Source organism: Synechococcus sp. BO 8801, assembly GCF_002252675.1.
GTDB lineage: Bacteria > Cyanobacteriota > Cyanobacteriia > PCC-6307 > Cyanobiaceae > Cyanobium.
In genome coordinates this window covers 1-26640 of the sequence record NZ_NQKY01000024.1, presented here as the reverse complement: position 1 = coordinate 26640, position 26640 = coordinate 1, and the positions used below count along the sequence as shown (strand labels likewise).

At 70.8% G+C, this 26640-nt stretch carries 29 protein-coding genes and 1 pseudogene; 11 read left to right on the top strand and 19 right to left on the bottom strand.

What is annotated here, in order from left to right:
- Positions 1-113: 113 nt before the first annotated feature.
- Complete coding sequence (gene bchL, locus CJZ86_RS14185; protein ID WP_094586890.1) at positions 114-1019, top strand: ferredoxin:protochlorophyllide reductase (ATP-dependent) iron-sulfur ATP-binding protein; 906 nt, start codon at positions 114-116, stop codon at positions 1017-1019.
- A 69-nt stretch (positions 1020-1088) separates the two neighbouring features.
- Complete coding sequence (locus CJZ86_RS14180; protein ID WP_094586888.1) at positions 1089-1640, top strand: manganese efflux pump MntP; 552 nt, start codon at positions 1089-1091, stop codon at positions 1638-1640.
- A 39-nt stretch (positions 1641-1679) separates the two neighbouring features.
- Here the strand turns inward: CJZ86_RS14180 and CJZ86_RS14175 are convergent, their stop codons facing one another.
- The 5 genes from CJZ86_RS14175 to psaM all read right to left on the bottom strand — a co-directional run bounded on the left by CJZ86_RS14175 (position 1680) and on the right by psaM (position 4963).
- A complete protein-coding gene (locus CJZ86_RS14175) occupies positions 1680-2564 on the bottom strand; it encodes a hypothetical protein (RefSeq protein WP_094586886.1) in 885 nt (294 codons plus the stop codon).
- On the bottom strand, positions 2561-3058 hold the full coding sequence (locus CJZ86_RS14170; RefSeq protein ID WP_094586884.1) for a hypothetical protein: 498 nt from the start codon (positions 3056-3058) through the stop codon (positions 2561-2563). Before CJZ86_RS14170 ends, CJZ86_RS14175 begins: the two co-directional genes overlap by 4 nt.
- A gap of 100 nt (positions 3059-3158) precedes the next feature.
- Positions 3159-4163 carry a protochlorophyllide reductase gene (locus CJZ86_RS14165; protein ID WP_094586882.1) on the bottom strand — a complete coding sequence of 335 codons (1005 nt, stop codon included), beginning with the start codon at positions 4161-4163 and terminating at the stop codon, positions 3159-3161.
- 35 nt (positions 4164-4198) lie between these two features.
- The gene (locus tag CJZ86_RS17155) at positions 4199-4696 is read right to left on the bottom strand and encodes a hypothetical protein (protein ID WP_198960157.1); all 498 of its coding nucleotides are present in this window, start codon (positions 4694-4696) and stop codon (positions 4199-4201) included.
- Positions 4697-4858: 162 nt separating this feature from the next.
- Positions 4859-4963: a photosystem I reaction center subunit XII gene (gene psaM / locus CJZ86_RS14155; protein ID WP_043325215.1), complete on the bottom strand. Its 105-nt coding sequence runs from the start codon at positions 4961-4963 to the stop codon at positions 4859-4861.
- Between the two features lie 91 nt (positions 4964-5054).
- Between psaM and CJZ86_RS14150 the strand changes: the two genes are divergently transcribed.
- The gene (locus CJZ86_RS14150) at positions 5055-5540 is read left to right on the top strand and encodes a CRR6 family NdhI maturation factor (RefSeq protein WP_094586880.1); all 486 of its coding nucleotides are present in this window, start codon (positions 5055-5057) and stop codon (positions 5538-5540) included.
- 73 nt (positions 5541-5613) lie between these two features.
- The gene (locus tag CJZ86_RS14145) at positions 5614-6447 is read left to right on the top strand and encodes a lipoyl protein ligase domain-containing protein (protein WP_094586878.1); all 834 of its coding nucleotides are present in this window, start codon (positions 5614-5616) and stop codon (positions 6445-6447) included.
- Here the strand turns inward: CJZ86_RS14145 and CJZ86_RS14140 are convergent.
- Positions 6401-7708: a site-2 protease family protein gene (locus CJZ86_RS14140; RefSeq protein WP_094586876.1), complete on the bottom strand. Its 1308-nt coding sequence runs from the start codon at positions 7706-7708 to the stop codon at positions 6401-6403. The genes CJZ86_RS14145 and CJZ86_RS14140 overlap by 47 nt on opposite strands.
- Positions 7709-7784: 76 nt before the next feature.
- Here CJZ86_RS14140 and CJZ86_RS14135 point away from each other — a divergent pair, with 76 nt between their 5' ends.
- On the top strand, positions 7785-8444 hold the full coding sequence (locus CJZ86_RS14135) for a phosphoribosylanthranilate isomerase (RefSeq protein ID WP_094586874.1): 660 nt from the start codon (positions 7785-7787) through the stop codon (positions 8442-8444).
- Between the two features lie 41 nt (positions 8445-8485).
- Positions 8486-9034 carry a hypothetical protein gene (locus tag CJZ86_RS14130; RefSeq protein ID WP_233134033.1) on the top strand — a complete coding sequence of 183 codons (549 nt, stop codon included), beginning with the start codon at positions 8486-8488 and terminating at the stop codon, positions 9032-9034.
- Between the two features lie 6 nt (positions 9035-9040).
- On the opposite strand, the gene folE is transcribed toward CJZ86_RS14130, so the two are convergent.
- From folE to CJZ86_RS14100, 6 genes are all read right to left on the bottom strand, one after another.
- Entirely contained in the window at positions 9041-9784 is a 744-nt protein-coding gene (gene folE, locus CJZ86_RS14125; protein ID WP_094586870.1) for a GTP cyclohydrolase I, read from the bottom strand.
- An 8-nt stretch (positions 9785-9792) separates the two neighbouring features.
- On the bottom strand, positions 9793-10503 hold the full coding sequence (locus tag CJZ86_RS14120) for an SDR family oxidoreductase (protein WP_094586868.1): 711 nt from the start codon (positions 10501-10503) through the stop codon (positions 9793-9795).
- A gap of 26 nt (positions 10504-10529) precedes the next feature.
- Positions 10530-11519 carry an acetyl-CoA carboxylase carboxyltransferase subunit alpha gene (locus CJZ86_RS14115; RefSeq protein WP_094586866.1) on the bottom strand — a complete coding sequence of 330 codons (990 nt, stop codon included), beginning with the start codon at positions 11517-11519 and terminating at the stop codon, positions 10530-10532.
- Positions 11520-11538: 19 nt separating this feature from the next.
- Positions 11539-12588 carry a long-chain acyl-[acyl-carrier-protein] reductase gene (locus CJZ86_RS14110; protein WP_094586864.1) on the bottom strand — a complete coding sequence of 350 codons (1050 nt, stop codon included), beginning with the start codon at positions 12586-12588 and terminating at the stop codon, positions 11539-11541.
- Between the two features lie 83 nt (positions 12589-12671).
- Positions 12672-13412 carry an aldehyde oxygenase (deformylating) gene (locus tag CJZ86_RS14105; protein ID WP_094586862.1) on the bottom strand — a complete coding sequence of 247 codons (741 nt, stop codon included), beginning with the start codon at positions 13410-13412 and terminating at the stop codon, positions 12672-12674.
- 35 nt (positions 13413-13447) lie between these two features.
- Entirely contained in the window at positions 13448-14254 is an 807-nt protein-coding gene (locus CJZ86_RS14100) for a creatininase family protein (RefSeq protein ID WP_094586860.1), read from the bottom strand.
- Between the two features lie 72 nt (positions 14255-14326).
- Here CJZ86_RS14100 and CJZ86_RS14095 point away from each other — a divergent pair, with 72 nt between their 5' ends.
- From CJZ86_RS14095 to CJZ86_RS14085, 3 genes are read left to right on the top strand one after another with little or no spacing between them, the layout of a single operon-like run.
- Positions 14327-15646, top strand: coding sequence for a S1 RNA-binding domain-containing protein (locus CJZ86_RS14095; protein ID WP_094586858.1), 1320 nt, complete (start codon positions 14327-14329; stop codon positions 15644-15646).
- The gene (locus tag CJZ86_RS14090) at positions 15643-16527 is read left to right on the top strand and encodes a Tab2/Atab2 family RNA-binding protein (protein WP_094586856.1); all 885 of its coding nucleotides are present in this window, start codon (positions 15643-15645) and stop codon (positions 16525-16527) included. The genes CJZ86_RS14095 and CJZ86_RS14090 overlap by 4 nt, the downstream gene beginning before the upstream one ends.
- Positions 16528-16532: 5 nt before the next feature.
- Positions 16533-17351, top strand: coding sequence for a purine nucleoside phosphorylase YfiH/LACC1 family protein (locus CJZ86_RS14085; protein WP_094586854.1), 819 nt, complete (start codon positions 16533-16535; stop codon positions 17349-17351).
- Here CJZ86_RS14085 and CJZ86_RS14080 read toward each other — a convergent pair.
- Complete coding sequence (locus CJZ86_RS14080) at positions 17311-18993, bottom strand: NAD(P)/FAD-dependent oxidoreductase (protein WP_094586852.1); 1683 nt, start codon at positions 18991-18993, stop codon at positions 17311-17313. The two genes, CJZ86_RS14085 and CJZ86_RS14080, sit on opposite strands and share 41 nt — an antisense overlap.
- Positions 18994-19145: 152 nt before the next feature.
- Here CJZ86_RS14080 and CJZ86_RS17040 point away from each other — a divergent pair, with 152 nt between their 5' ends.
- Complete coding sequence (locus CJZ86_RS17040) at positions 19146-19301, top strand: hypothetical protein (protein ID WP_158219578.1); 156 nt, start codon at positions 19146-19148, stop codon at positions 19299-19301.
- Positions 19302-19343: 42 nt separating this feature from the next.
- Here CJZ86_RS17040 and ppsA read toward each other — a convergent pair whose 3' ends face one another.
- The 6 genes from ppsA to hemH form a co-directional block, all read right to left on the bottom strand.
- Positions 19344-21812, bottom strand: a complete 2469-nt coding sequence (gene ppsA / locus CJZ86_RS14075; protein WP_094586850.1) for a phosphoenolpyruvate synthase — start codon at positions 21810-21812, stop codon at positions 19344-19346.
- A 75-nt stretch (positions 21813-21887) separates the two neighbouring features.
- Positions 21888-22127, bottom strand: a complete 240-nt coding sequence (locus tag CJZ86_RS14070) for a GIVxVP protein (protein ID WP_094586848.1) — start codon at positions 22125-22127, stop codon at positions 21888-21890.
- Positions 22124-22480 (bottom strand): hypothetical protein, encoded by a 357-nt coding sequence (locus CJZ86_RS14065; protein WP_094586846.1) that lies wholly within the window; start codon positions 22478-22480, stop codon positions 22124-22126. The genes CJZ86_RS14070 and CJZ86_RS14065 overlap by 4 nt, the downstream gene beginning before the upstream one ends.
- Entirely contained in the window at positions 22462-24261 is a 1800-nt protein-coding gene (gene ilvB, locus CJZ86_RS14060) for a biosynthetic-type acetolactate synthase large subunit (protein WP_094586844.1), read from the bottom strand. The genes CJZ86_RS14065 and ilvB overlap by 19 nt, the downstream gene beginning before the upstream one ends.
- Before the next feature lie 191 nt (positions 24262-24452).
- Entirely contained in the window at positions 24453-25067 is a 615-nt protein-coding gene (locus CJZ86_RS14055; protein ID WP_094586842.1) for a M23 family metallopeptidase, read from the bottom strand.
- The gene (gene hemH / locus CJZ86_RS14050) at positions 25048-26223 is read right to left on the bottom strand and encodes a ferrochelatase (protein ID WP_094586840.1); all 1176 of its coding nucleotides are present in this window, start codon (positions 26221-26223) and stop codon (positions 25048-25050) included. Before hemH ends, CJZ86_RS14055 begins: the two co-directional genes overlap by 20 nt.
- Positions 26224-26383: 160 nt before the next feature.
- Between hemH and CJZ86_RS17035 the strand changes: the two are divergent.
- Positions 26384-26640, top strand: a pseudogene (locus tag CJZ86_RS17035) (site-specific integrase); the annotation flags it as partial.

Below are 26640 nucleotides of genomic sequence, written 5' to 3'. Positions count from 1 at the left end.
CCTCTCTGGCGATGTTTCGGTTTGCGTGATCCCCTGACAGCCGGGATCTGTTCTGAGCAGGCTGTTTCCTTACGTGTGATCCGCCGGTTCTCCGGCTTTCCCTTGTTTTTCCTATGACCACCACACTCACGTCTCCCCCGAGCACCAACCCCCGTGAAGATGGCGAGGGCAGCCTGCAGGTGCATCAGGATGCGTCGATGAACATCGAGGAGGGGGCCCTGGTGATCGCCGTCTACGGCAAGGGCGGCATCGGTAAATCCACCACCTCGTCCAATCTCTCGGCCGCCTTCTCCAAGCTGGGCAAGCGGGTGCTGCAGATCGGTTGTGATCCGAAGCACGACTCCACGTTCACCCTCACCAAGAAGATGGTGCCGACGGTGATCGATATCCTCGAGACCGTCGATTTCCACACCGAGGAGCTGCGGCCCGAGGACTTCGTCTTCGAGGGCTACAACGGCGTGATGTGCGTGGAATCGGGCGGCCCCCCGGCCGGCACCGGCTGCGGCGGCTACGTGACCGGCCAGACGGTCAAGCTGCTCAAGGAGCACCACCTGCTCGAGGACACCGACGTGGTGATCTTCGATGTGCTCGGTGACGTGGTCTGCGGCGGCTTCGCGGCCCCTCTCCAGCACGCCCACTACTGCCTGATCGTCACCGCCAACGATTTCGATTCGATCTTCGCCATGAATCGGATCATGCAGGCGATCAATGCCAAGGCCAAGAACTACAAGGTGCGCCTGGGTGGGGTTATCGCCAACCGCTCCGAGCAGACCGACGAGATCGACAAGTTCAACGAGCGCACCGGCCTGCGCACCATGGCCCACTTCAAGACCGTCGATGCGATCCGCAAGTCACGGCTCAAGAAGTGCACCATCTTCGAGATGGAGAGCACGCCTGAAGTGGAGGCCGTGCAGGAGGAGTACCTCAGCCTGGCCCGCAAGATGCTCACCGACGTCGAACCCCTGGAGGCCGAATCCCTCAAGGATCGGGAGATCTTCGACCTGCTCGGCTTTGATTGAGGTCGGCGCTACGGCGCCTGGGGCCCCTTTCGGACCGGGGCCTGGGGTCAGGACTGACGGGCCGTCGGCATGATCCTGGAGCTGCTGCTGTTCACGGCGGTGCTGAGTGTGGACTCCTTCTCGGCGGCGATCGCCCTGGGATTCCGCCATTTCTCCTGGCGAAGGGCCCTGTTCTTCGCCCTCAGCTCGGGCCTCTCGGAAGGCCTGGCCACGGCCATCGGCTTTCTGCTGGGCCGCATCGCCCGCAAGCTGATCATGGACTACGACCACTGGGTGGCCTTTGCGCTGCTGGTGGCGGTGGGCGGCCACATGTGCTGGTCGGCCTACCTGGAGCACCGTGATGGCAAGGGGCCGGAGGAGGAGCTGAGGGTGCATGGGCCCCTCCGCATCCTGTTCGTTTCGGCCATCACCAGCATCGATTCCCTGGGGGTCGGCGTCTCCCTCGGCATCCTGAACAAGCCGATCGGGATCTACTCCACCGCCATCGGTGCGGGTGCCTTCGTTTCCACCTACCTCGGCCTGTTTCTGGCCCGCCGGCTCTCCGGGGCGCTGGGCAGCAAGGTGGAGATGCTCGCCGGAGCGGTGCTGATCGCGCTGGGCATCAAGATGCTGTCGATCTAGGGGGTGTGGGAGTCAGGCACTGCCCGACATCAGCCACCCTCAGATCTCCGCGGCGGCCCGCTCCACGAGCCGGCGCGCCACGGCCTGAACGCCCGTGTGCTGGTAGGTGTCCGTGAAGGCGTCGAGGAAGGTGGCCATCTGCTTGAAGCTCCCCTGCCAGGGGCCCAGGGTTCCCTCCAGGGCCTGAACCGCCTTCTGGCCGGTGAGACCCAGTTGGCTGCTGAAGCCTTCGGCCCAGCCCAGCCACGGCGCGATGCCCCGGCGCAGGAAGGTCAGATGGGCCCCATCACCACGACCCGGCAGCAGTCGGGCCATGCCGGTGTAGGCGGGCAGCTGGTGCAGATCCCGCTTGTCGAGGCCTCCCAGCAGGCCATCCAGCCGCTGCAGGGCCTGGTCGCCCAGGGGCAGCAGGGCATCGAAGCAGATCAGGGCGGCCATCCTCACCCGGGCCTCGCCGGCGTAGTCGCCCAGCGCGGCGGCGAAGTCGCCGAAGCTGTCACCGGGCAGGCCATTCACCTGGGTGAAGGCCAGCATCTCGGCGGCCACCTTCAGGCTCAGATCCGCCGCCTGAAGGGAGTCGCTGGTGGGGGTGAGATCGGCGACCCGTTTCACCAGCGGCAGGGCGCCGCCGATGTTGGCCAGCAGCCTGAGGCCACCGGCGGCCTTCTGGGAGCGGTTGACGGCGTCATACAGGCTCAGGGCACGGCCATAGCCTTCGTGGCGCGCCTGGCTCAGCACGTCGGCCCGGGCCCGCACCTGGCGGATCAGCTCCGGATCGCTGCTGCCCAGCACGTCGGCGATCAGCGCGTCAGCCCGGGTGGTGTTCTGCCAGCCGCCGGGCACCAGGGTGCTGAGGCCCTTGATGGCCAGCACCGTGAGGTTGCGGCGGGGCAGACGCTCGAGCCGCTCGAGAACGGAGTTCATGCGGCCCCCTGCAGAGCCGCCAGACCCTTGAGGTTGAACCGCCCGAGCAGGTCCTGACGCTGCTCCGGATCCAGTCCATCCCCCTGGCCGATCACCTTGACCTGGAAGCGGTCGGCCACCAGCAGGGCGCTGGCCTGGGCACCCTGCTCCACCAGCGGCCAGCCCTGGAGACGGCTCTCGCTGGCTTCAAACTTGCTGCGGGCCTCCGGAGCGGTGGTGACATCGGAGATGGCCAGCAGGGCCTTCACCTCGCTGCCATGCTTGAGTCGGGCCTCGCTGAAGCCCCGCTTCTCCTGGGTGAACACCAGCTGGTCCCCGTCCTGGGGCTCGGGAAACAGCCGGTTGAAGGCCGCACCGTTCACCACCTGACTCAGCGGCACATCGGCCACCGTTCCGCCCGGCAGCCAGGAGCGGAAGGGCAGGAGCACGAAGGCACCGATGGACAGGCTGACGACCAGCAGCAGTCCCACTCCCCAGCGCAGCGTGCGGGCCATGGACTCCAGAGGGTGGTACTGGATGACTCCTAGCGGCTTCTTGCGGCCCCGTGCCCGAATCGGCAGATTCCGATGCAATGGCGCCGGCCCGGGGATCGCCTCAGGCGAGGCCCAGGATCTGCATGGAGAGGTCCCACATCCGCTGGGCGGTGACGGGGTTGCTCGCCTTCTCCGACAGCTCCTGGCTGAACTGCTTGCCCCCCTTCGTCTGCCGGTTTCCCCAGCTCCAATGAACACCGGAGGTGGCGAAGTCCGGGTCGGCCACCACCTGGGCCACCCGTTCGCCCGCCAGGGCCTGGCTCACATAGCCGCCGGTGATGTTCTTCTGGAACCAGGGGAAGATCGTCTGGAAGGCCCGCGGGGTGTGGCGGAACAGGGGGGTGTCGGCCACGCAGCCCGGATAGAGGGAGGTGAACACGATGCCGGTGCTGCCGTGCAGCCGGCGGTGCAGCTCCTGGGTGGTGATCATGTTGCAGAGCTTGCTGTCCTTGTAGGCCTTGCCCGGCTTGAAGCTCTTGCCGCTGGCCATGGCGATCGGGGCCTTGAAGCCGGCGGCGAAGCCCGACAGGTCGCCGAGATCGGCGGGCGCCGGGATGGGGATCTTGCCCCCCAGCTCCTTGGAGTTGGCGGTGACGGTGCCCAGGATCACAAGGCGCCGCGAGGGGTGGCTGGAGCGCTTGAGGTCGTCGAGCAGTAGGTGGATCAGCAGGAAATGGCCGAAGTGGTTGGTGGCCATCGAGATCTCGTAGCCCTGGGGCGAGCGCTCCGGGTGCTTCAGCCGCGGCAGGTAGACCGCCGCGTTGCAGACGAGGGCATCGAGGGGGCGGCCGGTGGCATGGAAGGCGTCGACCAGGGCGCGCACGCTGTCCAGATCCGCCAGATCCACCTTCAGGTGGGTCACCGCGGCATCGGGGATGCCCAGGGCCGCCTGGGCCCGCCGGGCCTTGTCGGTGTCCCGGCAGGCCATCACCACATGCCAGCCCCGATCCACCAGGGCCTTGGCGGCGAACAGACCGACACCGGAGGAGGCGCCGGTGATCAGGGCCGTTCCGGGAACGCCGCTGCGGGCGGGGGTGAGGGCGGTGTCACCGGAGGAGGTCACCATGGCGGGGATGGTCCGGGGGCGTAGGGGGCCCCAACCTACGGACGGGCGCCCTGGTTTCCGGATCCGGACGCGGCGGATTCAACAGTTGGAAACGGACGGTTCGACTGCCAGATCACCCGCAGGCGATTCGGGGCGATCCACTGGCTCTGCTCCCGGATCAGACGCTGCTCCCCCTCCACCATGAACAGGGCGTCGAAGCGTTCCCTGGCCTTGACCAGCTTGGCGTTCTCCAGCTCCAGCACGGCGGCGATCTCGCCCTGGCTCTCCATGCGCTGCTGGTAGGCGCCGGCGAGGCGGAACAGGCTGACGCCGGTGAGGGCGACCAGCCCCAGCTTGACGGCCAGGCCGATCAGGCTGCAGACCAGCTCCTGCCGCTCGGCAGACAGGGACAGCAGCTGGCTTTCACGGCTGTAGCCACCGGCTTCGCCGCCGGCACGGATCGGCTCGACGCCGGAGGCGGCCGCCGCCGGCGGGCCCTGGGGGCTGGGAATCGGGTGCAGCGAAAACGGGCCGACCGCGCCATCCCCGGCCACCTGCAGGGACCGGGAACGCCGTGGACGGCCCGCGGAGCTTCGTGCAGCGGTGGGCTGGCGCCGGGAAGGCTGGGGCTGGGTCTGGCGCACCTGAGGGAAGGCTGCGAGCCCTCCGCTTGTAGCAGCCTGCCGGGGCCTTGCCAAGGGAGCGGCGCTGCAGCTTCAGGCTTTGTAGAGGCTGAAGCAGAGACGGACAGCCAGCACCCCGGCATGGGCCGCCACGATGAGGGCGATCAGCACTTCGGCCTGATTGATCGGAGTGACCATATCCTTGACGGTGAATGGAGTTTGACCGACCCATTCTTCGGCCATCGCGGGCTACGGTCCAGCCTCCGGCCCTGCCCTGTCACAGCTCTTGATGGCGTCCCAACCCTGCCCCGAGCCCCTGAAGGTGTCCGCCGCCCAGGTGCGCGGCCTCGACCTCTCCCCCCTGGCGGGCCTGGCGTCGCTGGCGCCGGCCGCGCTGCTGACCGAAGCCAGCGGGCTGGCCCTCGACTTCGACTGGCCCCGGGAGGCGGAGGACCCTCGCGAGCTTTCGGAGATCCCGGAACTGCGGCTGTGGAGCCTGCGGGCCGATGCGCTCCATCCCTGGCTGCCCCTGGTGCTCGAGCGCAGCGGCGGCCAGCTCACCCGCCATGTGGCCATGCTGCTTCCCCATGGCTTCAGCCCCACCGAGGGGATCCGCTTCGCGCCCGAGAGCCTGGAGCTCTGGATCACCCAGCGCCTGTTCCTGCTCGACCACTGGGCCGCCACCGGGGGGATCGAGTGCCGCGCCAACCTCGGCCAGATGGCCGCCGTGCTCGGCTATGAGCTCGATCCCGGCTTCTGGAGCGTGATCCCCTGAGCCTCGAACCAGAGACCCAGGGCGCGGCGGCCGCTGTCCACCGCCAGCACCAGCCCTCCGCCGGGAATCCAGCATGACAGCGCCGCCTGCCCCACCCCTGCCGCCGGAGGCGCCGATGCGCTGGATCGGGTCCACGTGCCTGGAAGGGGACTGGCAGATGGCCATCGACGCCTGGCTGCTGGACGGCCCTGCGCCGGCCTTCCGGCTTTACCGCTGGTCGCGGCCCACGCTTTCGCTGGGCTGGCACCAGCAACGGCTGGAGCCCCACTGGTGGGACCTGCGGCGCCAGGGGCGCATCGACCTGGTGCGCCGCCCCAGCGGCGGCCGGGCCGTGCTCCATGGCGCCGACCTCACCTACGCCCTGGTGTGGCCCCGGCCGCAGGGACCCCGATCCGAGGTCTATGGCCGGGCCCTCACCTGGCTGGTGGAGGCCTTCGCCGCCATGGACCTGCCCCTGCACGGCGGCCGCCAGGCGGCCAGCCTGCAGCGCAGCAGCTGCTTCGCCACCAGCACCGTCGCCGACCTGGTCCACGCCAGCGGAGCCAAGCGTGTGGGCAGCGCCCAGCTCTGGCGCGGCGGCCACCTGCTGCAGCACGGTTCGATCCAGCTGGACCCCTGCCCGGCCCTCTGGCGGGAGGTCTTCGGCGTCGATCCGCCGGACCTCGATCCCCTGCCGCTCGCCGGGATCGCCCTGGAGGAGCACCTGCTCCGTTCGGCGGCGCGCTGGCTGCCGTGGCCTGCCGGCCCCGATCCCGGCATCGAGCAGCGGCCGTCTCCCCTGCCGCCCCTGGCCCCCCTGGGTGGGGAGGAGCTGGGCTCGATCGCGTCGCTGCTCGCCCGTTATCGGCTGAGCGAGCCCGCTATCGGCTCACCGAGTCCGTCAGCGGCGAGACGTCCCCGGAGCTGACCATGCCGCGGGCCACCTGACCGAGGGCCATGCCGAGGGGGTAGCCGTTCTCCCGGCGGGCGACGGTGAGCAGATTGGCGGGGAGCCGCAGTCCGAGTTTCTTGAGCACCGCGTCCCCCAGTTCGGGGCGCTCCACGGTGCCGCAGGGCAGTCCCGCCGGACTGAGCACCAGCAGCCTCTGGTGGTTGCCGTCGTCCAGCTGGAGGGCGGCCTGCCAGAGCGGGGCGGATTCGGGGATCGCGGGCAGGCTGGAGAGGGGTTGGAGGTGGTCGCCCACCCGCTCCCGGTCCCAGCACTGGACCGGCAGGGACTGGAGGGGCGCATCATCGATGACCCCCTGCCAGCGACCCCGGTCGCAGACCAGCAGCCACTCCGCCGGGCCGTTGGCCGCCTGGTCGGCGGGGGGGGCAGCGCCTTCGCCGGCTTCGGCGATCGGCGGCGCCGTGCCGAGGCGCAGCCGGCTCAGCTCCCGCAGGGTGGTGTCGGCCTCCAGCACCCGGAAGCGGCGCTGGGCCACATCGCGGACCTTGAGATCCTTGAGGGCCTGCTGGACGACCAGCATCTGCTTCTGGTTGCGGGCCGCCCCGAGGCCGAACCAGCCGAGCAGGATCAGCCAGGCGCCGGCGATGCCGCCGCCGCGCAGCAGCAGCACCGTCCCCATGCCGACAGCGAACAGGGACAGGAAGCGGCCACAGGCATTGGCCACCTCCACGCCGCGCCGCTGGCTGCCGGAGAACTGCCAGACCAGGGCTTTGACGATCAGTCCCCCATCCAGGGGCAGGCCGGGCAGCAGGTTGAACAGGCCCAGGATCAGGTTGAGGGCACCGAGCCGTTCCACCATCTGGCCCAGCACCGGCGCGACATGGCTGGCGGCATGGGTGGAGGCCAGCAGGCCGAACCCGAGCACCAGGCTCACCGCCGGTCCGGCCGCCGCCACCATCAGGGCGCCGCGGGCGGTGGAGCATTCCCGCTCCACGCTGGCCACGCCGCCCAGCAGGAACAGGGTGATGCTCTTCACCTTGACCCCCTGGCCCAGGGCCACCAGGGAATGGCCCAGCTCATGCAGCAGCACGGAGACGAACAGGGCCAGGGCCGTGACCAGGGCCACGGCCCAGAGCGCCGCCGGGGCGAGCTGGCTGCCCAGGCTGAGGGCGTACTGCTGCTGGAAGGCCAGGGTGGCGAGCAGCAGGATGACGAACCAGCTCGGGTGGATGCGCAGGGGAATGCCGCGGATCGTCAGCAGTTGCCAGCCTTCACCCACGGGCACCGTCCGCTCGGAGATCCGGCCGCGGCCGGAGTTGTTCGTCCCATCCTAGAAAGACAGGCCAGCCGCCCCGATTCCGGTCACCACTCCGCTGCTCAAGATCTGCGGGCTCCGGGAGCCGGCCCAGGCCACCGCCATCGCGGCCCTGGGAGCCGATGCCATCGGCGTCATCGCCGTTCCCGGCTCGCCCCGCTACGTGCCGCCGGAGCAGCGGCCCGGATTGTTCGCCGCCATGGCGGCCGGACACCCAGACTGCTTCGGCGTGCTGGTGGTGGCCGATCCCGCTGACGACCAGCTGGAGGAGCTGGCGGCGGGACGGGGCCATGCGGTGCTGCAGCTGCATGGTGAGGAGAGCGTCGAACGCTGCCGTGAGCTGGGCGGGAGGCTGGGGGTGCGCCTCTGGAAGGCCCTGCGGGTGCGGACGCCCGAGGATCTGGAGCGGGCGGCTGCCTATGCGGGCGTGGTGGAGGCCCTGCTGCTCGACGCCTGGTGCCCCGGCCAGCTGGGGGGGACCGGGCACCGGATCCCGATCGAATGGCTGGAGGCGTTCCGCCCGCCCATGCCCTGGTGGCTGGCCGGTGGTGTGGGCCCCGGGACGGTGGCCGAGCTGCTGGCCCGGCTGCAGCCCGATGGCCTCGATGCCTCCAGTGCCCTGGAGGAGCGCCCCGGCCTCAAGGACCTGGGGCGGGTCGCGGCCCTGGTGGCGGCGGTGCGTGGATCCGGCAGCGGTTGATTGGCGATTGGCCCCGCCGGGTGCAGGATCGGTGCAGCCCGATGCCTGATCACCACTTGGCCTTCCTCCGCCGCCCTTCGCGAGCCCGCGCCGCCCTGCCCCTGGCCCTGCTGCTGGCCGCACTGCCGGGGGCTCCCGGGCTCCGGGCCCAGGACCTGGTGGGCTGCCAGCTGGTGGACGGCACACTCCAGTGCGTCCCCGGGGTGACGGCCGACCCCCAGCAGCAGATCCAGCTGCTGCGCCAGCAGATCGCCGGCGATCAGCGGCTCGAGGGGGCGGTGGAGCAGCGGATCACCGGACTCGACCAGCTCCTGCTCCAGGGCCAAGCCATGCAGGGGGCCCTTCTGCAGGCCACGGCGGCCGCCGAAGGGCTGGCCTCCCTGCCCCCGAGCGCCTTCCACTGGTACCGGCTGTCCCCCGGACAGGTTCAGTGGCAGCTGATCCAGGGGGCCAGCGGCCCCACCTACGCCCTCACCCCTGCCGATGTGGCCTCCCAGGTGATGGTGGTGGTGGCGGTGCCGACCCCTGGGGGTAGCCAGCGCAGCGTCTCCCAGGTGGTGGGCCCGGTGGCGCCCCGTCCAGGGAACTGAGCCGGCTCAGGTACTGAGCAGGGCCTCCTGCTGACGTACGAGCTCGAAGAACTCCTGCTTGAGGCTCGGGTCGTGGCGGAAATCACCGCGCACGACCGAGTTGACCATGCTGGTCTGGGGCTCCTTCACCCCGCGCCATTTCATGCAGTAGTGCTGGGCCTTGACCAGGATCGCCAGTCCGAGGGGCTCGCAGAGTCGCTCGATCTCGTTGGCGAGGATGATCACCGCCTCCTCCTGGATGTGGGGCCGGGAGAAGACCCAGTCGGCGACGCGGGAGAACTTCGACAGGCCGATCACCCGCTCACCGGGTTTGATGCCGATCCAGCAGTTGCCGAGGATCGGCACCAGGTGGTGGGAACAGGCGGAACGGATGGAGATGGGCCCGACGGTGTAGATCTCATCGAGCTGCTTCACGTTGGGGAAGCTGGCGATCTTCGGCTGCTCGTGGTAGCGGCCCTTGAACACCTCGTGGAGGTACATCTTGGCGACCCGCTCGGCCGTCTCCTCGGTGTTGTGGTCGTTCTCGATATCGATCACCAGGCTGCGCAGCAGGTCGCGCACCTTGCCGGCCACCTCGATCTCCAGCTGGTCGAGCTCACCCTCGCGCAGGTGTTCGGAGATGTTGTCGTTGGCCAGAAACGGGACCCCTTCCTTCTGCAGCCGTTCGCGGATCCGCAGGCTGACGGGGATGGGGGTCGTGACGGGAGCGGCCTGACGGGCGCTTAGGCCAGTGGGGAGGGTGGATGTCATAAGGGGGGTTAGAAGGCTCCGGCGGCCGGCATCAGGGTGAGGTCCTCAACCGTCTGGCTGTGGGGTTGCCGCGCAAGGTAGAGCAGGGATTCGGCGACCTGCTCGGCTGAAAGCATGGCACGTCGGTCGAAGGAACTGTGGACGGTTTCACTGTCCCAGAGGGGTGTATTCACCGCCCCCAGGGTGAGGGTGCTCACGGCGATGCCGGCGGAACGCTCCTCCGCCTCGAGGCAGCGGCTGAAGGAGGCCAGGGCGGCTTTGCTGACGCAGTAGGCCCCCCACTCGGGAAAGGCGTTGCGGGCGGCATGGCTGCTGACGTTGATGATCCGCCCGCCACCCGCCTGGCTCAGGGCCGGCAGCACCGCCTGGCAGACCTGGAAGACGCTGGTGAGGTTGAGCTGCAGCAGCCATTGCCAGCGCTCGACCGGCATCGCCGCCAGGGGGCCGGTCCAGGCGGCACCGGCGTTGTTGATCACCACCGAAGGCACCAGACCGCGCCCGAGCAGTTCGGCCAGGGCAGGGGCAATCGCCTCCGGGTGGCTCAGGTCAAGGGCCAGGGTCTCGACGCGGCGGCCCAGGCCGCGAAGCTCGGAGGCGAGCCCGTCAAGGTCGGCCAGCGTGCGGGCCACCAGCAGCAGGTCGTAGCCCTCGGCGGCGAAGCGCCGCGCGGTGGCAGCGCCGATGCCGCGGGAGGCACCGGTGATCAGGGCGACGGGCAAAGGGCGGTGCGGCAGGGAGCCAAACCCTACGGTGCGTGGGCGGGATCCGGCGTCGCCCCCTCGAGGACCTGGCCCATGCGCCGGAACTTGGCGTAGCGGGCCTCCAGCAGGGCGGATTCACTGCAGCTCTGCAGCTCCGCGAGGTGGCTGAGCAGGGCCTGGCGCAGCGTTTCGGCGGCCTGCATCGGCGCCCAGTGGTTGCCCCCGGAGGGTTCCTTGAGCAGGGCATCCACCAGCCCGAGCTGCAGAAGATCGGCGCCGGTGATGCGCAGGGCCTCGGCGGCGGCGGGGGCCTTGCCCGCATCGCGCCAGAGGATCGAGGCGCAGGCCTCGGGGCTGGCCACCGTGTAGACGCTGTGCTCGAACATCAGCAGGCGGTCGGCCACGCCGATACCCAGGGCGCCGCCGGAGCCTCCTTCCCCGATCACCACGGCGATGATCGGCACCCGCAGCCGGAACATCTCGCGCAGGTTCACGGCGATCGCCTCCCCCTGGCCCTCCTCCTCGGCCTTGACGCCGGCATAGGCCCCGGGGGTGTCGATGAAGCTGAGGATCGGCAGGCGGAAGCGATCGGCGTGCTCCATCAGCCGCAGCGCCTTGCGGTAGCCGCCCGGGGAGGCCATGCCGAAGTTGCGCGCCACGTTCTCCTTCATGTCGCGGCCCTTCTGGTGGCCGAGCAGCACCACGGGCTGGTCGCCGATGCGACCCACACCGCCCACCAGGGCGCGATCGTCGTTGCCGCGGCGGTCGCCGTGCAGTTCGATCCACTCGTCGGTGATGACCTGGATGTAATCGAGGGTGCTGGGCCGCTGGGGGTGGCGGGCCACCTGGATCTTCTGGGCCGGGGAGAGGGAGCTGAAGATCTCCTCCCGCCGCCGGGTGGCGAGGGTTTCCAGCTGCAGCAGCTGCTGGCTCACGTCCACCTCGGAATCACGGGCCAGCTGGCGGATCTGCTCGATCTGCTCCTCGAGCTCCACCAGCGGTTTCTCGAAGTCCAGCAGAACGCGGCGGGCCATGGGCTCTCAGGCGGGGGGATCAGGTGATGGAGAGACTGGGGATCGGTGCCGGGACTTCCAGGCCGAGGGCCTGGAAACCGTGGCGAAGGGAGGCGGCGCCGATCAGGTCCATCTTCTCGAGGGTGATGTTGTTGCGGCCCCAGCTGAAGTTGGTGTGCAGCCCTTCGAACTCCAGCAGCATCGCTTCGGCGAAGCAGGCGAACATCTGGCGCTGCGGTTTGGCCATCTCAGCGGCTTCCATCATCTGCCAGCCGATGTCGGAGCCGAATTCGACGATGCCGCCCTTGAGCACGTGGATGCCGTCGCCGGCGGCCCTGGTGTCCAGGTTCTTGGGGTAGCCGCCGTCGACCATCAGGCAGGGACGGGGCAGCTGGCTGGGGTCGATGTTGCTGGCCTGGGCCAGGCTGGCGACCCAGACCACCACGTCGGCTTCGGCCAGGGCGTTTTCCAGGGGCAGGATGCGACCACCACCGAGCTCCTGCTGGAGATCAGCGAGAGGCTGGGGCCGGCGGGCCACCAGCAGCAGCTCCTGCACGCCGCTGCGCTGGGCGAGCCAGCGGCAGACGGCGCTGCCGATGTCACCGGTGGCGCCCACCACTGCCACCTTCGCCCGGCGCAGGTCGATGCCCAGCTTCGGGGCATTGTCCTCCACCTGACGGCAGAGAACCCATGCGGTGTGGGTGTTGCCCGTGGTGAAGCGCGTCCAGTCGAGGGTGGTGGCCCGCACCTGCTGCTCCCGCAGCAGCTTGAAGTCCTCGAAGATGATTGAGGTGAAGCCCCCCAGGGCGGTGATGTCGATGCCGGTCTTCTGGGCCAGCTCCATGGCGTTGAGCACCTTGCGCTTGGCCGTCTTGAAGCGGCTCAGCATCTCGGGTACGAACACCGAGTCGATGTAGGCGCCTTCGATGCGCTTGCCCGTGGGGCTGGTGACACTGATCCGCTCCACCAGCTGGGGCGGAGCGCTGCACCACATGTCCAGATCCCCCTCCGCGTACTCCTCGAAACCGAGGCTTCGCGCCAGGTTCCGGGCCGACTCAAAGCTGGTGGAATGACCGATCAGGCCGAACATGCAGGAAGGAGAAAGCGGCGGCAGGGGCGGGGCCGGATGTCGCCGACGCTACATCCTCCCCAGGGGTGGGGAAGGGGGGCGGCTCAGCCCACCAGGGCCGCGGCGGCCATCCGGGCGATCTCCCTGGGGGTGAAGCCGATGTCGGTGAGGGCGTCCTGGTAGGCGATCAGGAAATCCTCGATCAGGTCTTCCTTCTCCATGTGGAGCACGGCGGCGTCGGCGGCCACCCGCTCGAGCATGCGGCGCACGTGGGGGAGGTTGTCGCGGTTGGCCTGCTCCAGCTCGGCCCGGGACTCCTCGAGATGGGCCTTGAGCCACTCCTGGCCGTAGTTGAGGTGGGTGTACTCGTCCTTGACGACCCCTTCGGTGATCTTGCGGGCGAACGGATCGGCCACAGGGATATAGATGTGGTAGGCCGAGATGGCGAAGGCTTCGATCAGCAGGGCCTGGATCAGCAGGCAGGTGACCACCTTGCCCTCCTGGAGGGCCGCCTGGAAGTTGTTGCGCAGGGGGGAGAAGAACTCCTGGGCGAAGGGCATGTCGGCGGTGACGCCGAGGTTGTTGCCGCAGGCGGTGAAGCCCTTCATGTGCTTCAGCTCCATGCGGGCCAGGCGGGCCAGTTCCTCGGCCTGGTCGGGCAGCAGGGTGCCGAGGGACATGTAGTTGTCGTGAGCTTCCTGCTCACCTTCGATGACGATCGCGTTGATGCGGCTGTAGGCGTCCTTGTAGGCGTCGGTGGTGAAGTCGGGCAGGTCGCTCCCCTCGATCGGGCCCACCGGATCCAGGGAGGAATCGACGGACGTGGTGGTTGCGACGGTGGGCATGGGAACCACGGGGATAAGCAATCCCACGACTTTAGTCACGCTCCGCCGGATGTCGGCGGCCAGTTGCTGTGCAGCAGGGCCTCCAGCCGTCGCTCCCAGCTCTCCACCAGCCGGCCGAACAGCTCGCGGCCCAGTGCTTCGCTGGCGCCGGACGGATCCCCGATCACGCCGCTGGCACTGATCTCCTGCGTGCGCCAGGCGCTGGGGCAGGCCCCTTCCAGGCTCCAGCCGGCCGGTGGGGCCTGGCCTTCGCCGGGGCCGTCGGCGGCGGGGAGGGGCCCGGCGGTGCCCGGTTCGAGAAACAGCATCAGGCTGGTCTCGGCCAGACCGGCGTGGAGGCCGTTGCTGCGTTCCGGTTCGGGAATCAGCGCCCCCAGTCCATCGACGCCGCGCCACAGGAAGCAGGGCAGCACCGCCAGGGCGGGTTCCAGCACCCGCAGCTCCCGGGCCGCCGCCTCCAGCAGGCCGATCTGGCCGCCATGGGCGTTGAAGAGCACCAGCCGCTGGAAGCCCGCCGCCGCGACCCCTTTGCCGACGGCGCGCACCAGGTCGATCAGCAGCTCGGCCGGCAGGCTCAGGGTTCCCGGGAAGCCCAGGTGCTCCGGGGAGAAGCCGAGGCTCTGCAGCGGCAGACGCCAGATCGGCAGGTCGGGATCGAGCCGGTCCAGCACTGCGGCGGCCACCCGTTCGGCGAACAGGGCATCGGTGCCGAGGGGCAGCAGCGGACCGTGCTGCTCGACGGCGCCCAGGGGCCAGAGCACCGTGCTGCCCGGACGGGCCGCCTGCTCACGCACGGTGGTCCAGCTGAGGCTGGCGAGGCGTCGCTCGGTGCTGGGGGGCATCGGCGGGGGGAGGAGCGGCCTCAGAAGGGTGATTCGTACAGTGTGGAGCCCCGTGCTTCGCTGAGGACCTCCATGGCAGGAACCGGCAACCCCGCGCCGCGTCAGCCCCGGAACCCCGCCCAGCGCCCCACGCCGCCGGCGAGGCCTGCCGGTTCGGCCCCGGCGCCGCTGCGCAAGCCCCCCCAGGTGTTGATGATCAAGAAGGAGGACGAGGCGGCGCCCGACCCCCCCCTCGCCCCCACCGCCTCCGGCCCGGCCAGCGCCCCAGCTGCGGCCTCCGGCCCTGTGGCCCCCGCTCCGGTCGCCGCACCGGTGCGCCCCCCCTCGCCCGCCGCGGACGATGACGACCGCTTTGATCTGGCGGGCATCGAGGGCCTGACGATGGCCGATCTGCTCGGTCCGGCCCCCGACCGGCGCGGCGGTTCGGCGCGCTCGGCCGGCCGGGCCCCCGCCGCCACCGAGGCCGCCCCTGGGGAGTCCTCCCGCCAGGCCCGCACCGTCGACGATTTCGACTTCGACGAGGAGGCCTTCCTCGCCGCCCTCGATGAGAACGCCCCGGTGGGCACCACCGGCGAGGTGGTCCAGGGGGTGGTGATCGGCATGGAGAGCGACGGCGTCTATGTGGACATCGGCGGCAAGGCCCCCGGTTTCATGCCCAAGAGCGAGTGCGGCCTGGGGGTGATCACCAACCTCAAGGAGCGCTTCCCGAAGGGGCTGCCGATCGAGGTGCTCGTCACCCGCGAGCAGAACGCCGACGGCATGGTGACGATCAGCGCCCGCGCCCTGGCCCTGCGCCAGAGCTGGGAGAAGGTCCGCCAGCTGGAGAAGGAGGGCAAGGTGGTGCAGGTCAAGGTGAACGGCTTCAACCGCGGCGGTGTCACCTGCGACCTGGAGGGTCTGCGGGGCTTCATCCCCCGCTCCCAGCTCAACGAGGGCGAGAACCATGAGGCCCTCGTCGGCCAGACCCTGGGCGTCGCCTTCCTGGAGGTCAACGCCGAGACCCGCAAGCTGGTGCTCTCGGAGAAGCGGGCCGCCACCGCCGCCCGTTTCGCCACCCTGGAGGTGGGCCAGCTCGTGGAAGGCCAGGTGGTGTCGATCAAGCCCTACGGCTTCTTCGTCGACCTGGGCGGTGTCAGCGGCCTGCTGCACCAGTCCTCGATCACCGGCGGTGCCCTGAGGGATCTGCGCGAGGCGTTCCAGCAGGGTGAGCACCTCAAGGCCCTGATCACCGCCGTCGACCCCGCCCGGGGCCGCATCGCCCTCAACACCGCCCTGCTCGAAGGTCCCCCCGGCGAGCTGCTGATCGCCAAGGACACCGTGATGGCCGAGGCCGAGGACCGGGCCCACCGGGCCCGCTCGCTGCTGCGCCAGCAGGAACAGGACGCAGGATGAGCCCAGCCGTGCAGGCACCCAGCCCTGACTGGGAGCTCGACTACTACTCCAGGCCGATCCTGGAGGCCGATGGCAAGAAGCGCTGGGAGCTGCTGATCTGCTCGACGCAGGGTCTGCAGCCGGCGCCGGACCCCTTCCGCTGGTCGATGGCCTGTCCGGCCGCCAGCGTCAACTCCCAGTGGCTGCGCGGGGCGATCGAGGCGGCCCTGGCGGCGGCCGCCGAGCAGGGCTACGGCCCGCCGCGGCGGCTGCGCTGCTGGCGCGGCTCGATGCGGGCCATGGTGCAGCGGGCGGCCGAAGGGCTCGGCCTGGAGCTGGTGCCGAGCCGGCGTTGCTACGGCCTGGTCGAGTGGCTGCGGGAGCGGCAGGCCAGCGTCTACCCCCTGGAGCCCGGCTACATGGCCGGCCCCCTCGCCCCGCCACCGCAGCCGATTCCCCCCGTGGCCCTGCCCCTGCCCGAGGCGGCCCGGGGTGACAGCTGGGGCTGGGCCACCCTGCCGGCCGCCACGCTGGCCGAGGCCGGCGGCTGGGAGATCGCCTTCCCCGGCCTGGTGGCCCTTCCCTCCGACATTGATCCCGCCACTCCGGTGCCCGGCATCCGGCTGTTCAGCCGCCGGCGGGCCCTGGCCATCGCCGGCTGGCTGTCCGGCCTGGAGCCGACCCGGCTGGAGGTCAGCGGCGGCCAGCTGGTGCTGGAGGCCGGCCTCGAGGATCGCTGGATCCTGGCGCGACTGCCCGAGGAGGAGGCACGGCTGGCCCAGCAGGCCCTGGCGGAGGCCAGGGAGCGGGCCGGCGGTCTTCAGTTCATCGCCATCCAGGCCAGCGAGGAGGCCTCCAGCCTCGAGGGCTTCTGGCTGCTGCGCGACCTGCCCGAAGGCTGAGGCGCATGGCTGAGGCGCTCGAGCCCCCCTTCGATCGGCCCGATGCCGGCTTCAACGACCTTCCCGGCTGGACCTGGGTGGGCACCTATGGCGGCCACTATCTCCAGTGCGACCTGCTGGCGGCGTTCGAGCACGGCTTCTTCACCCGCCAGTGGCAGGGCCGGCCGCCCGAGGAGCTGGCCGGTGCGATCAGTGCCGGCGTCAGCGTGCACCGCACCCGCCAGGTGCATGGCGGTGCGGTGCTGGCCGCCTCCGACGCCGACCGGGAGCCCTGGCCGGAGGCCGACGGACTGCGCAGTGACCGGGGCGGCCAGAGCCTCTGGGTGTGCGGGGCCGACTGCACCCCCGTGCTGATCGCCGACCCCGCCAGCGGCCGGGTGGCGGCCTGCCACGCGGGCTGGCGCGGGGTCGCGGCCAGGATCGTGCCGGCGGCGATCGAAGGGCTGGTGGCGGACGGCGCCAGCCGGGACCGGCTTGTGGTGGCGCTGGGTCCGGCCGTGGCCGGCTTCCGCTACCAGGTGGAACGCTCCGTGACCCTGCAGGTGGCCGCCGCCATGGCGGCCGAGGGCAGCGGGCCGCCGCCGGAGGAGCGGGCCCTGGCCGATCTGGAGCGCTGCGGCGCCCTGCTGCCGGACCCTGCCCCCGGCCGGGACCGGCTGGATATCCGTCGGGCCACGGCGCTGCAGCTGGAACGGCAGGGGATCGACCCGGAGCGGATCGGCCTCTGCCCGCTCTGCACCATGGCCGAAGCGGCCCTGTTCCATTCCTGGCGCCGCGACGGGGTCAGGGCGGTGCAGTGGAGCGGTGTGGTGTCGCAAGGCTGAGGGCCACCGCTTCGGCCACCTTGATGCCGTCGATCGCCGCCGACAGGATGCCGCCGGCATGGCCGGCCCCCTCCCCGGCCGGGAAGAGTCCCGGGGTGTTGAGGCTCTCGAGCCCGGTGGGGTGGCGCTGCAGCCGCAGGGGCGAGGAGGTGCGGGTCTCGACGCCGGTCAGCAGGGCCCCTGCCATGGCGTAGCCCGGGATGCGGCGGGCGAAGACCGGCAGGGCCTCCCGGATCGCGTCGAGCACATAGGCCGGCAGGCAGCCGTCCAGGCTGCCGAAGCGCAGGCCGGGCTGGTACGACCCCACCACCGCCTCCTGGGGGGACTCCCGGCTGGGTCTGTGCTCCAGGAAATCCTCCAGCCACTGGGCCGGCGCCCGGTAGTCGCCGCCGCCGGCGTCGAAGGCCTGCCGCTCCCAGTGGCGCTGGAAGGCGATTCCGGCCAGGGCCTCCTCCCCGTCCTGGGCGTAGGGCGCCAGATCCTCCGGGGTGATCGGCACCACCAGGCCGCTGTTGGCATTGCGCTCCCGGCGGGAGTGCTGGCTCATGCCGTTGGTGACCACGCAGCCCTCCTCCGAGGTGGCCCCCACCACCAGGCCGCCGGGGCACATGCAGAAGCTGTAGACGCTGCGGCCGGTGTTGGCTTCGCCGTTGCAGTGGTGCACCAGCTTGTACTCGGCGGGGCCCAGCCGCGGATGGCCGGCCGCCTCCCCCCAGCGGGCCCGGTCGACCAGGGCCTGGGGATGCTCGATCCGCACCCCGATCGCAAAGGGCTTCGGCTCCATGGCCACACCGAGGCGGTGCAGCATCGCGAAGGTGTCCCGGGCGCTGTGGCCCGGAGCCAGCACCAGATGCTGGGTGGCGATGGCGGTGCCGTCGGCCAGCCGCACGCCCGCCAGGCGCCGCTCGGGTCCTTCCCCCAGCAGCAGCTCGACCACGTGCTGACCGAAACGGACCTCGCCCCCCAGGGCCTCGATCCGGGCCCGCAGCCCCCGCACCACCGTGGCCAGCTTGAAGGTGCCGATGTGGGGGTGGTGCAGGGTGAGGATCTCCGGATCGGCCCCGGCCGCCACCAGCTCCTCCAGCACCTTGCGGATGTAGGCGGGGTTCTCGCTCACCTGGCTGTAGAGCTTGCCGTCGGAGAAGGTGCCGGCTCCCCCTTCGCCGAACTGGGCATTGGAGCCGGGATCGAAGCGGCGGCGGCCCTGCCAGAAGCCGAAGGTGTCTGCGGTGCGCTCCTTCACCGCCTTGCCGCGTTCCAGCAGCAGCGGCCGCCAGCCCATCTGGGCCAGCAGCAGGGCGGCGAAGTAGCCGCAGGGTCCGGCGCCCACCACGACCGGGCGCAGCTCCGCGCCGGCCCCCTCGGCCCGGGCCACCGGGCGGTAGCGGCTGTCCGGTGTCGGACGCAGGTGGGGGTCGCCGGCGAAGCGGCGCAGCAGGCGGCGTCTGGCGCCGGCCTCCAGCTCCAGGTCGAGGCAGTACACCAGGGCGATGGCACCGCGCCGCCGGGCATCGACGCTGCGCTTCACCAGGTGATGGCCGCGCAGCTCACCGGGGGCGAGCCGCAGCCGCTGGGTGATGGCCGCCTCCAGGTCGGCGGCGCTGTGATCGAGCGGCAGTTTCAGCTCGCTGAGGCGCAGCACGGCCGTGGCGGTTGGAGGGCTGCTGGCGTTCTAGGGCACGGCGGGGCGGGCGCCAACGCGCCGGACGGGGGCCAACGCTTGTGGCGTCCCCTGCCGATCCGCCGCAGAAGGTGCGAAGGTGGAACCTGATCGCGCCTGGGGCCGGATTTCGGATGGGTCTGGCTCATTGCCCCCTCTGCATGGGTCTGGCGGCGCTCTGCGCGGTGCGCTGCGGTGCCCATGCCCTGCTGCTCTGGCGTCTCTGGTTCGAGGGGGTCGGTGCGCCGGCAAGCTCTGAGCCGGTGCGGCTCCGCCAGGCCGCTTGCTGATCCGCCAGGCCGCTTGCTGAGGGGGACCGGAGACCGGCCCCGTCAGGCCCTGCCCGCCGGGCCGGCGGCGTCCAGCTCGGCCTCCAGGGCGGCGATGGCGATGCGGGTGGGCACCACCGCATCGGGGTTGAGGCTGATCGAGTCGATCCCCTCCTCCACCAGGAAACGGGCGAAGTCGGGGTAGTCGCTGGGGGCCTGGCCGCAGATGCCGATCTTGCGGCCGCAGCGCCGGGCCGTGCGGATCGCCAGCCGGATCATGTCCTTGACGGTGGGATGCCGCTCGTCGAACAGGTCTGCCACCAGGGCCGAGTCCCGGTCGAGCCCCAGGGTGAGCTGGGTGAGGTCGTTGGAGCCGATCGAGAAGCCGTCGAAACGCTCGGCGAAGGCCTCGGCGCCGATCACGTTGCTCGGCAGTTCGCACATCACGTACACCTCCAGGCCGTCCTTCCCTCGCACCAGCCCCTCGCCGGCCATGACCTCCAGCACCCGGTCCCCCTCCTCGGGGGTGCGGCAGAAGGGAACCATCGGGATCACGTTGGCCAGCCCCATCGACTCCCGCACCCGGCGCAGGGCCCGGCACTCCAGCGCGAAGGCGGGGCGGAAGGCGGGGGCGTAGTAGCGCGACGCCCCGCGCCAGCCGATCATCGGGTTCTCCTCCGCCGGCTCGAACGCCGCTCCGCCCAGCAGGCGGGCGTACTCGTTGCTCTTGAAGTCGGAGAAGCGCAGGATCACCGGCCGGGGATGGAAGGCGGCGGCGATCCGGGCCATGCCCTGGCTGAGCAGGTCCACGTAGTAGTCGGCCGGCGCGTCGTACCCCGCCACCAGCTCAGCGATGGCCGCCCGGTCGACCGCCGCCGTCACCCGCCCGGGCTGGAGCAGGGCCATCGGGTGTACCCGGATGTGGTTGGCGATGATGAACTCCAGCCGGGCCAGGCCCACGCCGTCGCAGGGGATCGAGGCCAGGTGGAAGGCCTCCTCGGGGTTCCCCACGTTCATCAGGATCCGGGTGCGGGTGGCCGGCAGGTCGCCGATGGCCTGCTCCTCCACCCGGAACGGCACCGCCCCCCGGTAGACGTGGCCCACGTCCCCTTCGCAGCAGCTCAGGGTGATGCTGTCACCGTCGGCGATCCGCGCGGTGCCGTCGCCCGTGCCGACGATCGCCGTCAGGCCCATCTCCCGGGCGATGATCGCCGCGTGGCAGGTGCGGCCCCCCTGGTCGGTGACCACGCCGCTGGCCTTGCGCAGGATCGGCTCCCAGTCGGGGTCCGTGCGGCGGGTCACCAGCAGGTCGCCGTCCATGAACCGGGCGATCTCGCCGGGATCGCTGATCACCCGGGCCCGGCCGCTGCTCACCGAGGCGCCGATGGCCCGGCCGCTGGTGATCTCTTCGGCCGTGTGCGGCTCCAGGTGCCAGCTGCGCAGCACCGCCGCGCCCCGGCGGGATTCCACCGTTTCCGGTCGGGCCTGGAGGATGAACAGCTCGCCGCTGAGGCCGTCCTTGGCCCATTCGATGTCCATCGGCGTGGGCACGCCGCGGCGCTCGCCGTAGTGGCGTTCGATCACGCAGGCCCAGCGCGCCAGGGTCAGGGCCTCTGCGTCACTGAGGGCGAAGCGGCGGCTGTCCTCCGGGGAGACGGCCTCGTTGCGTACGGCCCGGCCATCGCCGCCGGTGGGGTCGGCATAGACCATCCGCAGGGCCTTGCTGCCCAGCCGCCGGCTCAGGATCGGGGCGAACCCCTGCTCGAGCGTGGGCTTGAAGATCAGCCACTCATCAGGGTTCACGGCGCCCTGCACGACGTTCTCCCCCAGCCCCCAGGCGGCGGTCAGCAGCACGGCGTCGCGGAAGCCGGTTTCGGTGTCGATGCTGAACATCACCCCGGAACTGGCCAGATCGGAGCGCACCATGCGCTGCACCCCGATCGAGAGGGCCACCTCCAGGTGATCGAAGCCGTGCTGCTGCCGGTAGACGATGGCCCGATCGGTGAACAGCGACGCGTAGCAGCGCCGGCAGGCCTCCAGCAGCGCCGCCTCCCCCTCGACGTGCAGAAAGGTCTCCTGCTGCCCGGCGAAGCTGGCTTCCGGCAGATCCTCGGCCGTGGCGCTGGAGCGCACCGCCACCACGGCCGGGCCACCGCCGGAGGCCAGCTCCCCGCCGGAGGCCAGCTCCCCGCTGAGCTCCCGGTAGGCGGCCAGGATCGCCTGGGCCAGCGGCGGCGGCAGTTCCGCCCGGCCCAGCCGCTCCCGGGCCCCCTGGCCGGCCGCCTGCAGGGCCGCCAGGTCGTCGGCATCCACCCCGTCGAGCAGCTCGGCCAGGACCGGCCTGAGCCCGTTGGCGGCGATGAACAGCCGGTAGGCGGCGGCCGTGGTGGCGAAGCCCCCGGGCACCCGGACGCCGGCGGGTTCCAGCTGCTGGATCATCTCGCCCAGGGAGGCGTTCTTGCCGCCCACCTCAGCGATGGCGTCGAGGCCGACCCTGGCCAGGGGTACGACGAGCCGATCGGAGTCCCACATCCCCTTCGCCCTGACTGAGCCAACTCTGGGCCCGCCCACCCGTGCCGGCGCCGGGCTGTGATCTTTGGTCGTCCCTCAGGGTTCGGGGTTGGCGTCCGGGTTGGGGTCCGGGTTGGGGTCGGTGGGGGTCGGGTCGGATTCTGGCAGCAGCTGGGCCAGCAGGCCGGCTCCCATGAGGATGCCGCCGAGGGTGAGGGCCAGGCTCCGGTTGGCGGCGGCGGGACCGTCGACCCAGGTGCCGGCGGCCAGGAAGGCCCCGCCCAGCAGCAGGGTGGGCACCAGCACGATGCCCTTGGCGGTGCGGTTGAGGCTCATGGACAGGCCTCCGGACGGGCCAGGCCGGCAGCGATCAGGCCGTCGGCGATGTCGTCGCCGCCGGCCAGCAGGCTCACCCTGGCCAGCAGGGTGCCGTCCCGCTGGCCCATGGGGCGCAGATTCACCCTGGTGCGGCGGGGCAGGGCCTGCCGCAGCCAGCTGATCGCCTCGGTTTCCTGGCCTGGCGCCAGTTCCATGCAGGCCAGTTCCACGGGGTAGCTGCGGTTGCCATCACCCACCTGGAGCAGGGTGCCGCTGCGCACCTGGAACACCTCCGCAGCCTCCGCAGCACCCGGAAAGGCGATCACCAGGGCCAGCAGGAGCGCGAGGAGGTTCAGAGTTTGGCGCCGCAACTGGGACAGAACAGGTGGGCACTGGCGGTGGTGCTGCCGCAGGCATTGCACTGGCGGATGGTGTCGATGGCCAGCTCGGGATGGCTGGGCAGGCCCACCATCTGGGCGTTGCTGGCGCCGGGGGGCACCATCGGGTAGCAGTTCTCGTTGCGGCGCACGCGCACATCGACGAACACCGGACCCGGATGGGCCAGCGCCTCGGCCAGACCGGACCGCAGCTGGTCCCGGTCGGTGATGCCGATGCCCTTGACGCCGAAGGCTTCGGCGAGAGCGGGGAAATCGGGCATGCCGCCGGTCATCTCGGAACTGGAGTAGCGCTCTTCGTAGAAGCTCTCCTGCCACTGACGCACCATCCCCTGCCAGCCGTTGTTGAGCACCACCACCTTCACCGGCAGCTGGTACTGGCTGAGGGTGCCCAGTTCCTGGATGTTCATCAGGATGCTGGCATCACCGGCCACACAGATCACCGTCTCGTCGGGGAAGGCGGTCTGGACGCCCATGGCGGCGGGCATGCCGAAGCCCATGGTGCCCAGGCCGGCACTGCTGATCCAGCGCCGGGGTCCGTTGCGCAGGAACTGGGCCGCCCACATCTGGTGCTGGCCCACATCGGTGGTGAAGAAGGCCTCGGAGGCCAGCTCCCGCAGGGCGATCACCACCTCCTGCGGCGCGATCTCGCCGGTGGGCTGGGGGATCACCAGGGGGTAGTGGTGCTTCCAGGTGTCGATGCGCTCGAGCCAGGCGTCGGTGCGGCGGTTGGAGCCCTCGCCGACCGAGGCCTGCAGCAGGGCCTCCAGGGCCTGCTTGACATCGGAGACGACCGGCACCTCGGGAACCCGGTTCTTGCCCACCTCGGCCGCATCGATGTCGATGTGGATCACCTGGGCCCGGGGGGCGAAGCTGTCGAGGCGGCCGGTGACCCGGTCATCGAAGCGGGCCCCGACGGCGATCAGCAGGTCGCACTCGGTGACGGCGAAGTTGGCGTAGGCGGTGCCGTGCATGCCGAGCATGCCGACGGCCAGGGGATGGTTCTCGTCGAAGGCCCCCTTGCCCATAAGGGTGGTGGTGACCGGCAGCCGGAAGCGTTCGGCCAGCTGGTGCACCTCGGCGTGGGCGTCGGAGGCGATGGCGCCGCCACCGACGTAGAGCAGGGGGCGCCGGGCCTGGCGGATCAGGGTCAGGGCGTCCTCGATGGCCTCCGGTCTGGGGGCCGGCGAACGCTTGAAGCCCGAGGGGATCGCCGATCCCGGAGCCACGGGGGTGTAGTCGAACTCCTCGGCACCCACATCCTTGGGCACGTCGATCAGCACCGGGCCCGGGCGGCCGCTGGCGGCGATCAGGAAGGCCTCCGCCACGATGCGGCCGATGTCGGCCGGGTCGCGCACCACCCAGGAGTGCTTCACGATCGGCAGGGTGATGCCGAAGATGTCGGTTTCCTGGAAGGCGTCGGTGCCGATGGCGGCCCGGGGCACCTGGCCGGTGATGACCACCATCGGCACCGAATCCATCTGGGCCGTGGCGATGCCGGTGACCAGGTTGGTGGCACCGGGGCCGGAGGTGCCGAAGCAGACGCCCACCCGGCCGGTGGCACGGGCGTAGGCATCGGCGGCGTGGGTGCCGCCCTGCTCGTGGCGCACCAGGATGTGCTTCAGCCAGCCCCGGGCCTCCGCCTTGTGGAGCTCGTCGTAGATGGGCAGGATCGCTCCGCCCGGATAGCCGAAGATGTGGCGGACGCCGTGGCGGTGCAGGGCATCCATCAGGGCGTAGGCCCCGCTCACCCGCATCGGCGCCGACGACGGCTGCGACGCCTCAGGGGCGGGAGCACTGGGGCTGCTGGTCCCGGCGGCGGCGATGGCGGAGGGAAGGGGCGTGAGCGTCACGGCGGCGGCTGGGGTCGGGCGAAGGGGAGGAAATCGTCAGGATGGGAGAGCGGTCGGCCCGGGAGCCAGGCATCCGGGCAGGGGTCTCGGAACCATCAGCGGAAGACACCAAGGTTAGGTCGCTGGAGGGGGTTTGGGTTGCGCTGACGGCGGCTCTCCGCCATGGCCCGCAACACTCGGGCCGGATCCATCCAGGCGCCCCGGTAACGCATGCCCCAGTGGAGGTGGGGGCCGGTGGTGCTGCCCGTGAGGCCGACATGGCCGATCACCTGGCCGGTGGCCACCCGCTGCCCCTCCCGGAGCAGGACGCCGCCGCTGCGGTAGACACCGTTGCCGGCCTGGCCTCCGAGGTGGCAGTAGATGTGTTCGTAGCTGCCCGAGCGGATCACCAGTCCGTTGCCGCAGCCACCGTCGACGATCACCTCGCTCACCGTTCCGGCCCACCAGCTGCGGATCGGCGATCCCAGGGGCGCGGCGATGTCGATGCCGTAGTGGGGACGGACGTCGCCGCTGAGGGGATGGGAGCGCATGCCGAAACCGCTCGTGTAGCCGGCGAAGCTCGCCACCGGAAACACCCCCCTGACCCAGAGGCTGGCGTTGCGGGCCTCGGCGGGCAGGGTCTGGCTGCTCAGCCCCAGGGTGGCGGCGATCACCAGCGAACGGCTCCGCAGGCCGGTGCGCCTTGGGCGGTCAGAGCAGTCCAAGGGCATGCAGCGGGCCGTGACCGGTGAGCAATTCCAGCAGAAAAGCGGAGAATCCGACCATCGCCAGGCGACCATTCCAGACCTCGGAGCTGTTGTTCCAGCCCCAGGCCCATTTGTCCTGGGGGTAGAGCTTCACCTTCTTGGGCAGCTGGGCCGCCATGTCGAGGTTCACCTCCGGGCCCGCCATGGCTTCGTGCACCAGGTCGGCGAGGCCCTGGATGAAGGTGGGGTCTGTGTCGAGGGCCGGCACCCGGCGGAAGTGGCTGATGCCGGCCTCGGTGGCGATCTCCCGATACTCGATGTCGATCTCCTCGAGGGTCTCGATGTGTTCGCTGACGAAGCTGATCGGCACCACCACCAGCTCCTGGACACCCTGCTCCCCGAGTTCCCGCAGGGCATCCTCGGTGTAGGGCTTGAGCCATTCCACCGGCCCCACCCGGCTCTGGTAGGCGAGGGTGGAGGGGTTGGGATGGCCCAGCAGCTGTTCGAGGCGCTCCATCACCAGCGCGGCGCAGGCTTCGATCTCCTTCTGATAGGGGTCGCCGGCCTCCTCCACGTAGCTCTTGGGCACCCCGTGGGCACTGAAGAAGATGTGGGCCGACGCCGGTGTCTCGCAGTTGCCGATCTCCCGGGCGATCAGCCCGGCCATGGCATTGATGTAGCCGGGATGGTCGTACCAGCTGCGGATGCAGCGGATCGGCAGGCGGCGGAAGGCCGGGTCGGCCTGGCGGAGGCGCTGCAGCTCCCGGAAGCTGGAGCCGCTGGTGCTGATCGAGAAGTGGGGATAGAGCGGCAGCACCACCACCTCCTCCACGCCGTCGGCCTTGATGTCGCCCACCGCCGATTCGGTGAAGGGGTGCCAGTAGCGCATCGCCACGTAGCTGGTGGCATCGACACCCTCCTGGCGCAGGCGGCTCTGCAGCTCCCGGGCCTGCTGCTCGGTGATGCGGCGCAGGGGAGAGCCGCCGCCGATGGAGCGGTAGGCCTCCTTCGACTTGCCGCTGCGCAGGGTGCTGATCAGCCAGGCCAGGGGTTTCTGCAGCGCCGGCGTGGGCAGGCGGATGATCTCCGGATCGGAGAACAGGTTGTAGAGGAATGGCCCGACGTCCTCGATCCGCTCCGGACCGCCGAGGTTCAGCAGCAGCACGCCGACCCTGGCCATGCCTTCGATCAGAAAGGCAGAGCGTAACCCCGCCTCCCCACCGGCGGCTGCCCGGCGGGTCACCCCCCCTGCCCTGGCGGCCCCGGGACGGCAGGGGTAGCTTCCGGCTCAGCTCCCCGATCGCCCCACCATCCCCCCGGCCGCCGATCTGACAGAACTGGTGCAGCGGCAGAACCGCCAGCTGGCGGCCTCGGGCACCTGCCTGCGGCTGGAGATCCGCCAGCACCGGCTTGGTCTGCGCGGCCCCCTGCCCTGTCCGAAGGGCACGGCGGCGCGGCCGGTGCAGCGGATCAGCCTGGGGCTGCCGGCCACGGCGGAGGGGGTGGCCGCCGCCCTCGACCAGCTGGCCCGGGTGCGGGAGGCCGTCGAGCGGGGCCGCTTCTCCTGGGAGCACTGGCGCCGTCGGCCAGCCGCGCG

Excerpts from the sequence above, each read along its gene's own strand:
- psaM (WP_043325215.1), bottom strand. The coding sequence starts at position 4,963 with ATGGTCACTCCGATCAATCAGGCCGAAGTGCTGATCGCCCTCATCGTG.
- CJZ86_RS14145 (WP_094586878.1), top strand. The coding sequence starts at position 5,614 with ATGACAGCGCCGCCTGCCCCACCCCTGCCGCCGGAGGCGCCGATGCGC.
- CJZ86_RS14165 (WP_094586882.1), bottom strand. The coding sequence starts at position 4,163 with ATGGTGACCTCCTCCGGTGACACCGCCCTCACCCCCGCCCGCAGCGGC.
- CJZ86_RS14085 (WP_094586854.1), top strand. The coding sequence starts at position 16,533 with ATGGCTGAGGCGCTCGAGCCCCCCTTCGATCGGCCCGATGCCGGCTTC.
- CJZ86_RS14100 (WP_094586860.1), bottom strand. The coding sequence starts at position 14,254 with ATGCCCCCCAGCACCGAGCGACGCCTCGCCAGCCTCAGCTGGACCACC.
- CJZ86_RS14180 (WP_094586888.1), top strand. The coding sequence starts at position 1,089 with ATGATCCTGGAGCTGCTGCTGTTCACGGCGGTGCTGAGTGTGGACTCC.
- CJZ86_RS14175 (WP_094586886.1), bottom strand. The coding sequence starts at position 2,564 with ATGAACTCCGTTCTCGAGCGGCTCGAGCGTCTGCCCCGCCGCAACCTC.
- CJZ86_RS14095 (WP_094586858.1), top strand. The coding sequence starts at position 14,327 with ATGGCAGGAACCGGCAACCCCGCGCCGCGTCAGCCCCGGAACCCCGCC.
- bchL (WP_094586890.1), top strand. The coding sequence starts at position 114 with ATGACCACCACACTCACGTCTCCCCCGAGCACCAACCCCCGTGAAGAT.
- CJZ86_RS14105 (WP_094586862.1), bottom strand. The coding sequence starts at position 13,412 with ATGCCCACCGTCGCAACCACCACGTCCGTCGATTCCTCCCTGGATCCG.
- CJZ86_RS14150 (WP_094586880.1), top strand. The coding sequence starts at position 5,055 with ATGGCGTCCCAACCCTGCCCCGAGCCCCTGAAGGTGTCCGCCGCCCAG.
- CJZ86_RS17040 (WP_158219578.1), top strand. The coding sequence starts at position 19,146 with ATGGGTCTGGCTCATTGCCCCCTCTGCATGGGTCTGGCGGCGCTCTGC.
- CJZ86_RS14110 (WP_094586864.1), bottom strand. The coding sequence starts at position 12,588 with ATGTTCGGCCTGATCGGTCATTCCACCAGCTTTGAGTCGGCCCGGAAC.
- CJZ86_RS14055 (WP_094586842.1), bottom strand. The coding sequence starts at position 25,067 with ATGCCCTTGGACTGCTCTGACCGCCCAAGGCGCACCGGCCTGCGGAGC.
- CJZ86_RS14070 (WP_094586848.1), bottom strand. The coding sequence starts at position 22,127 with ATGAGCCTCAACCGCACCGCCAAGGGCATCGTGCTGGTGCCCACCCTG.
- ilvB (WP_094586844.1), bottom strand. The coding sequence starts at position 24,261 with ATGCGGGTGAGCGGGGCCTACGCCCTGATGGATGCCCTGCACCGCCAC.
- CJZ86_RS14130 (WP_233134033.1), top strand. The coding sequence starts at position 8,486 with ATGCCTGATCACCACTTGGCCTTCCTCCGCCGCCCTTCGCGAGCCCGC.
- CJZ86_RS14090 (WP_094586856.1), top strand. The coding sequence starts at position 15,643 with ATGAGCCCAGCCGTGCAGGCACCCAGCCCTGACTGGGAGCTCGACTAC.
- folE (WP_094586870.1), bottom strand. The coding sequence starts at position 9,784 with ATGACATCCACCCTCCCCACTGGCCTAAGCGCCCGTCAGGCCGCTCCC.
- CJZ86_RS14170 (WP_094586884.1), bottom strand. The coding sequence starts at position 3,058 with ATGGCCCGCACGCTGCGCTGGGGAGTGGGACTGCTGCTGGTCGTCAGC.
- CJZ86_RS14115 (WP_094586866.1), bottom strand. The coding sequence starts at position 11,519 with ATGGCCCGCCGCGTTCTGCTGGACTTCGAGAAACCGCTGGTGGAGCTC.
- ppsA (WP_094586850.1), bottom strand. The coding sequence starts at position 21,812 with ATGTGGGACTCCGATCGGCTCGTCGTACCCCTGGCCAGGGTCGGCCTC.
- hemH (WP_094586840.1), bottom strand. The coding sequence starts at position 26,223 with ATGGCCAGGGTCGGCGTGCTGCTGCTGAACCTCGGCGGTCCGGAGCGG.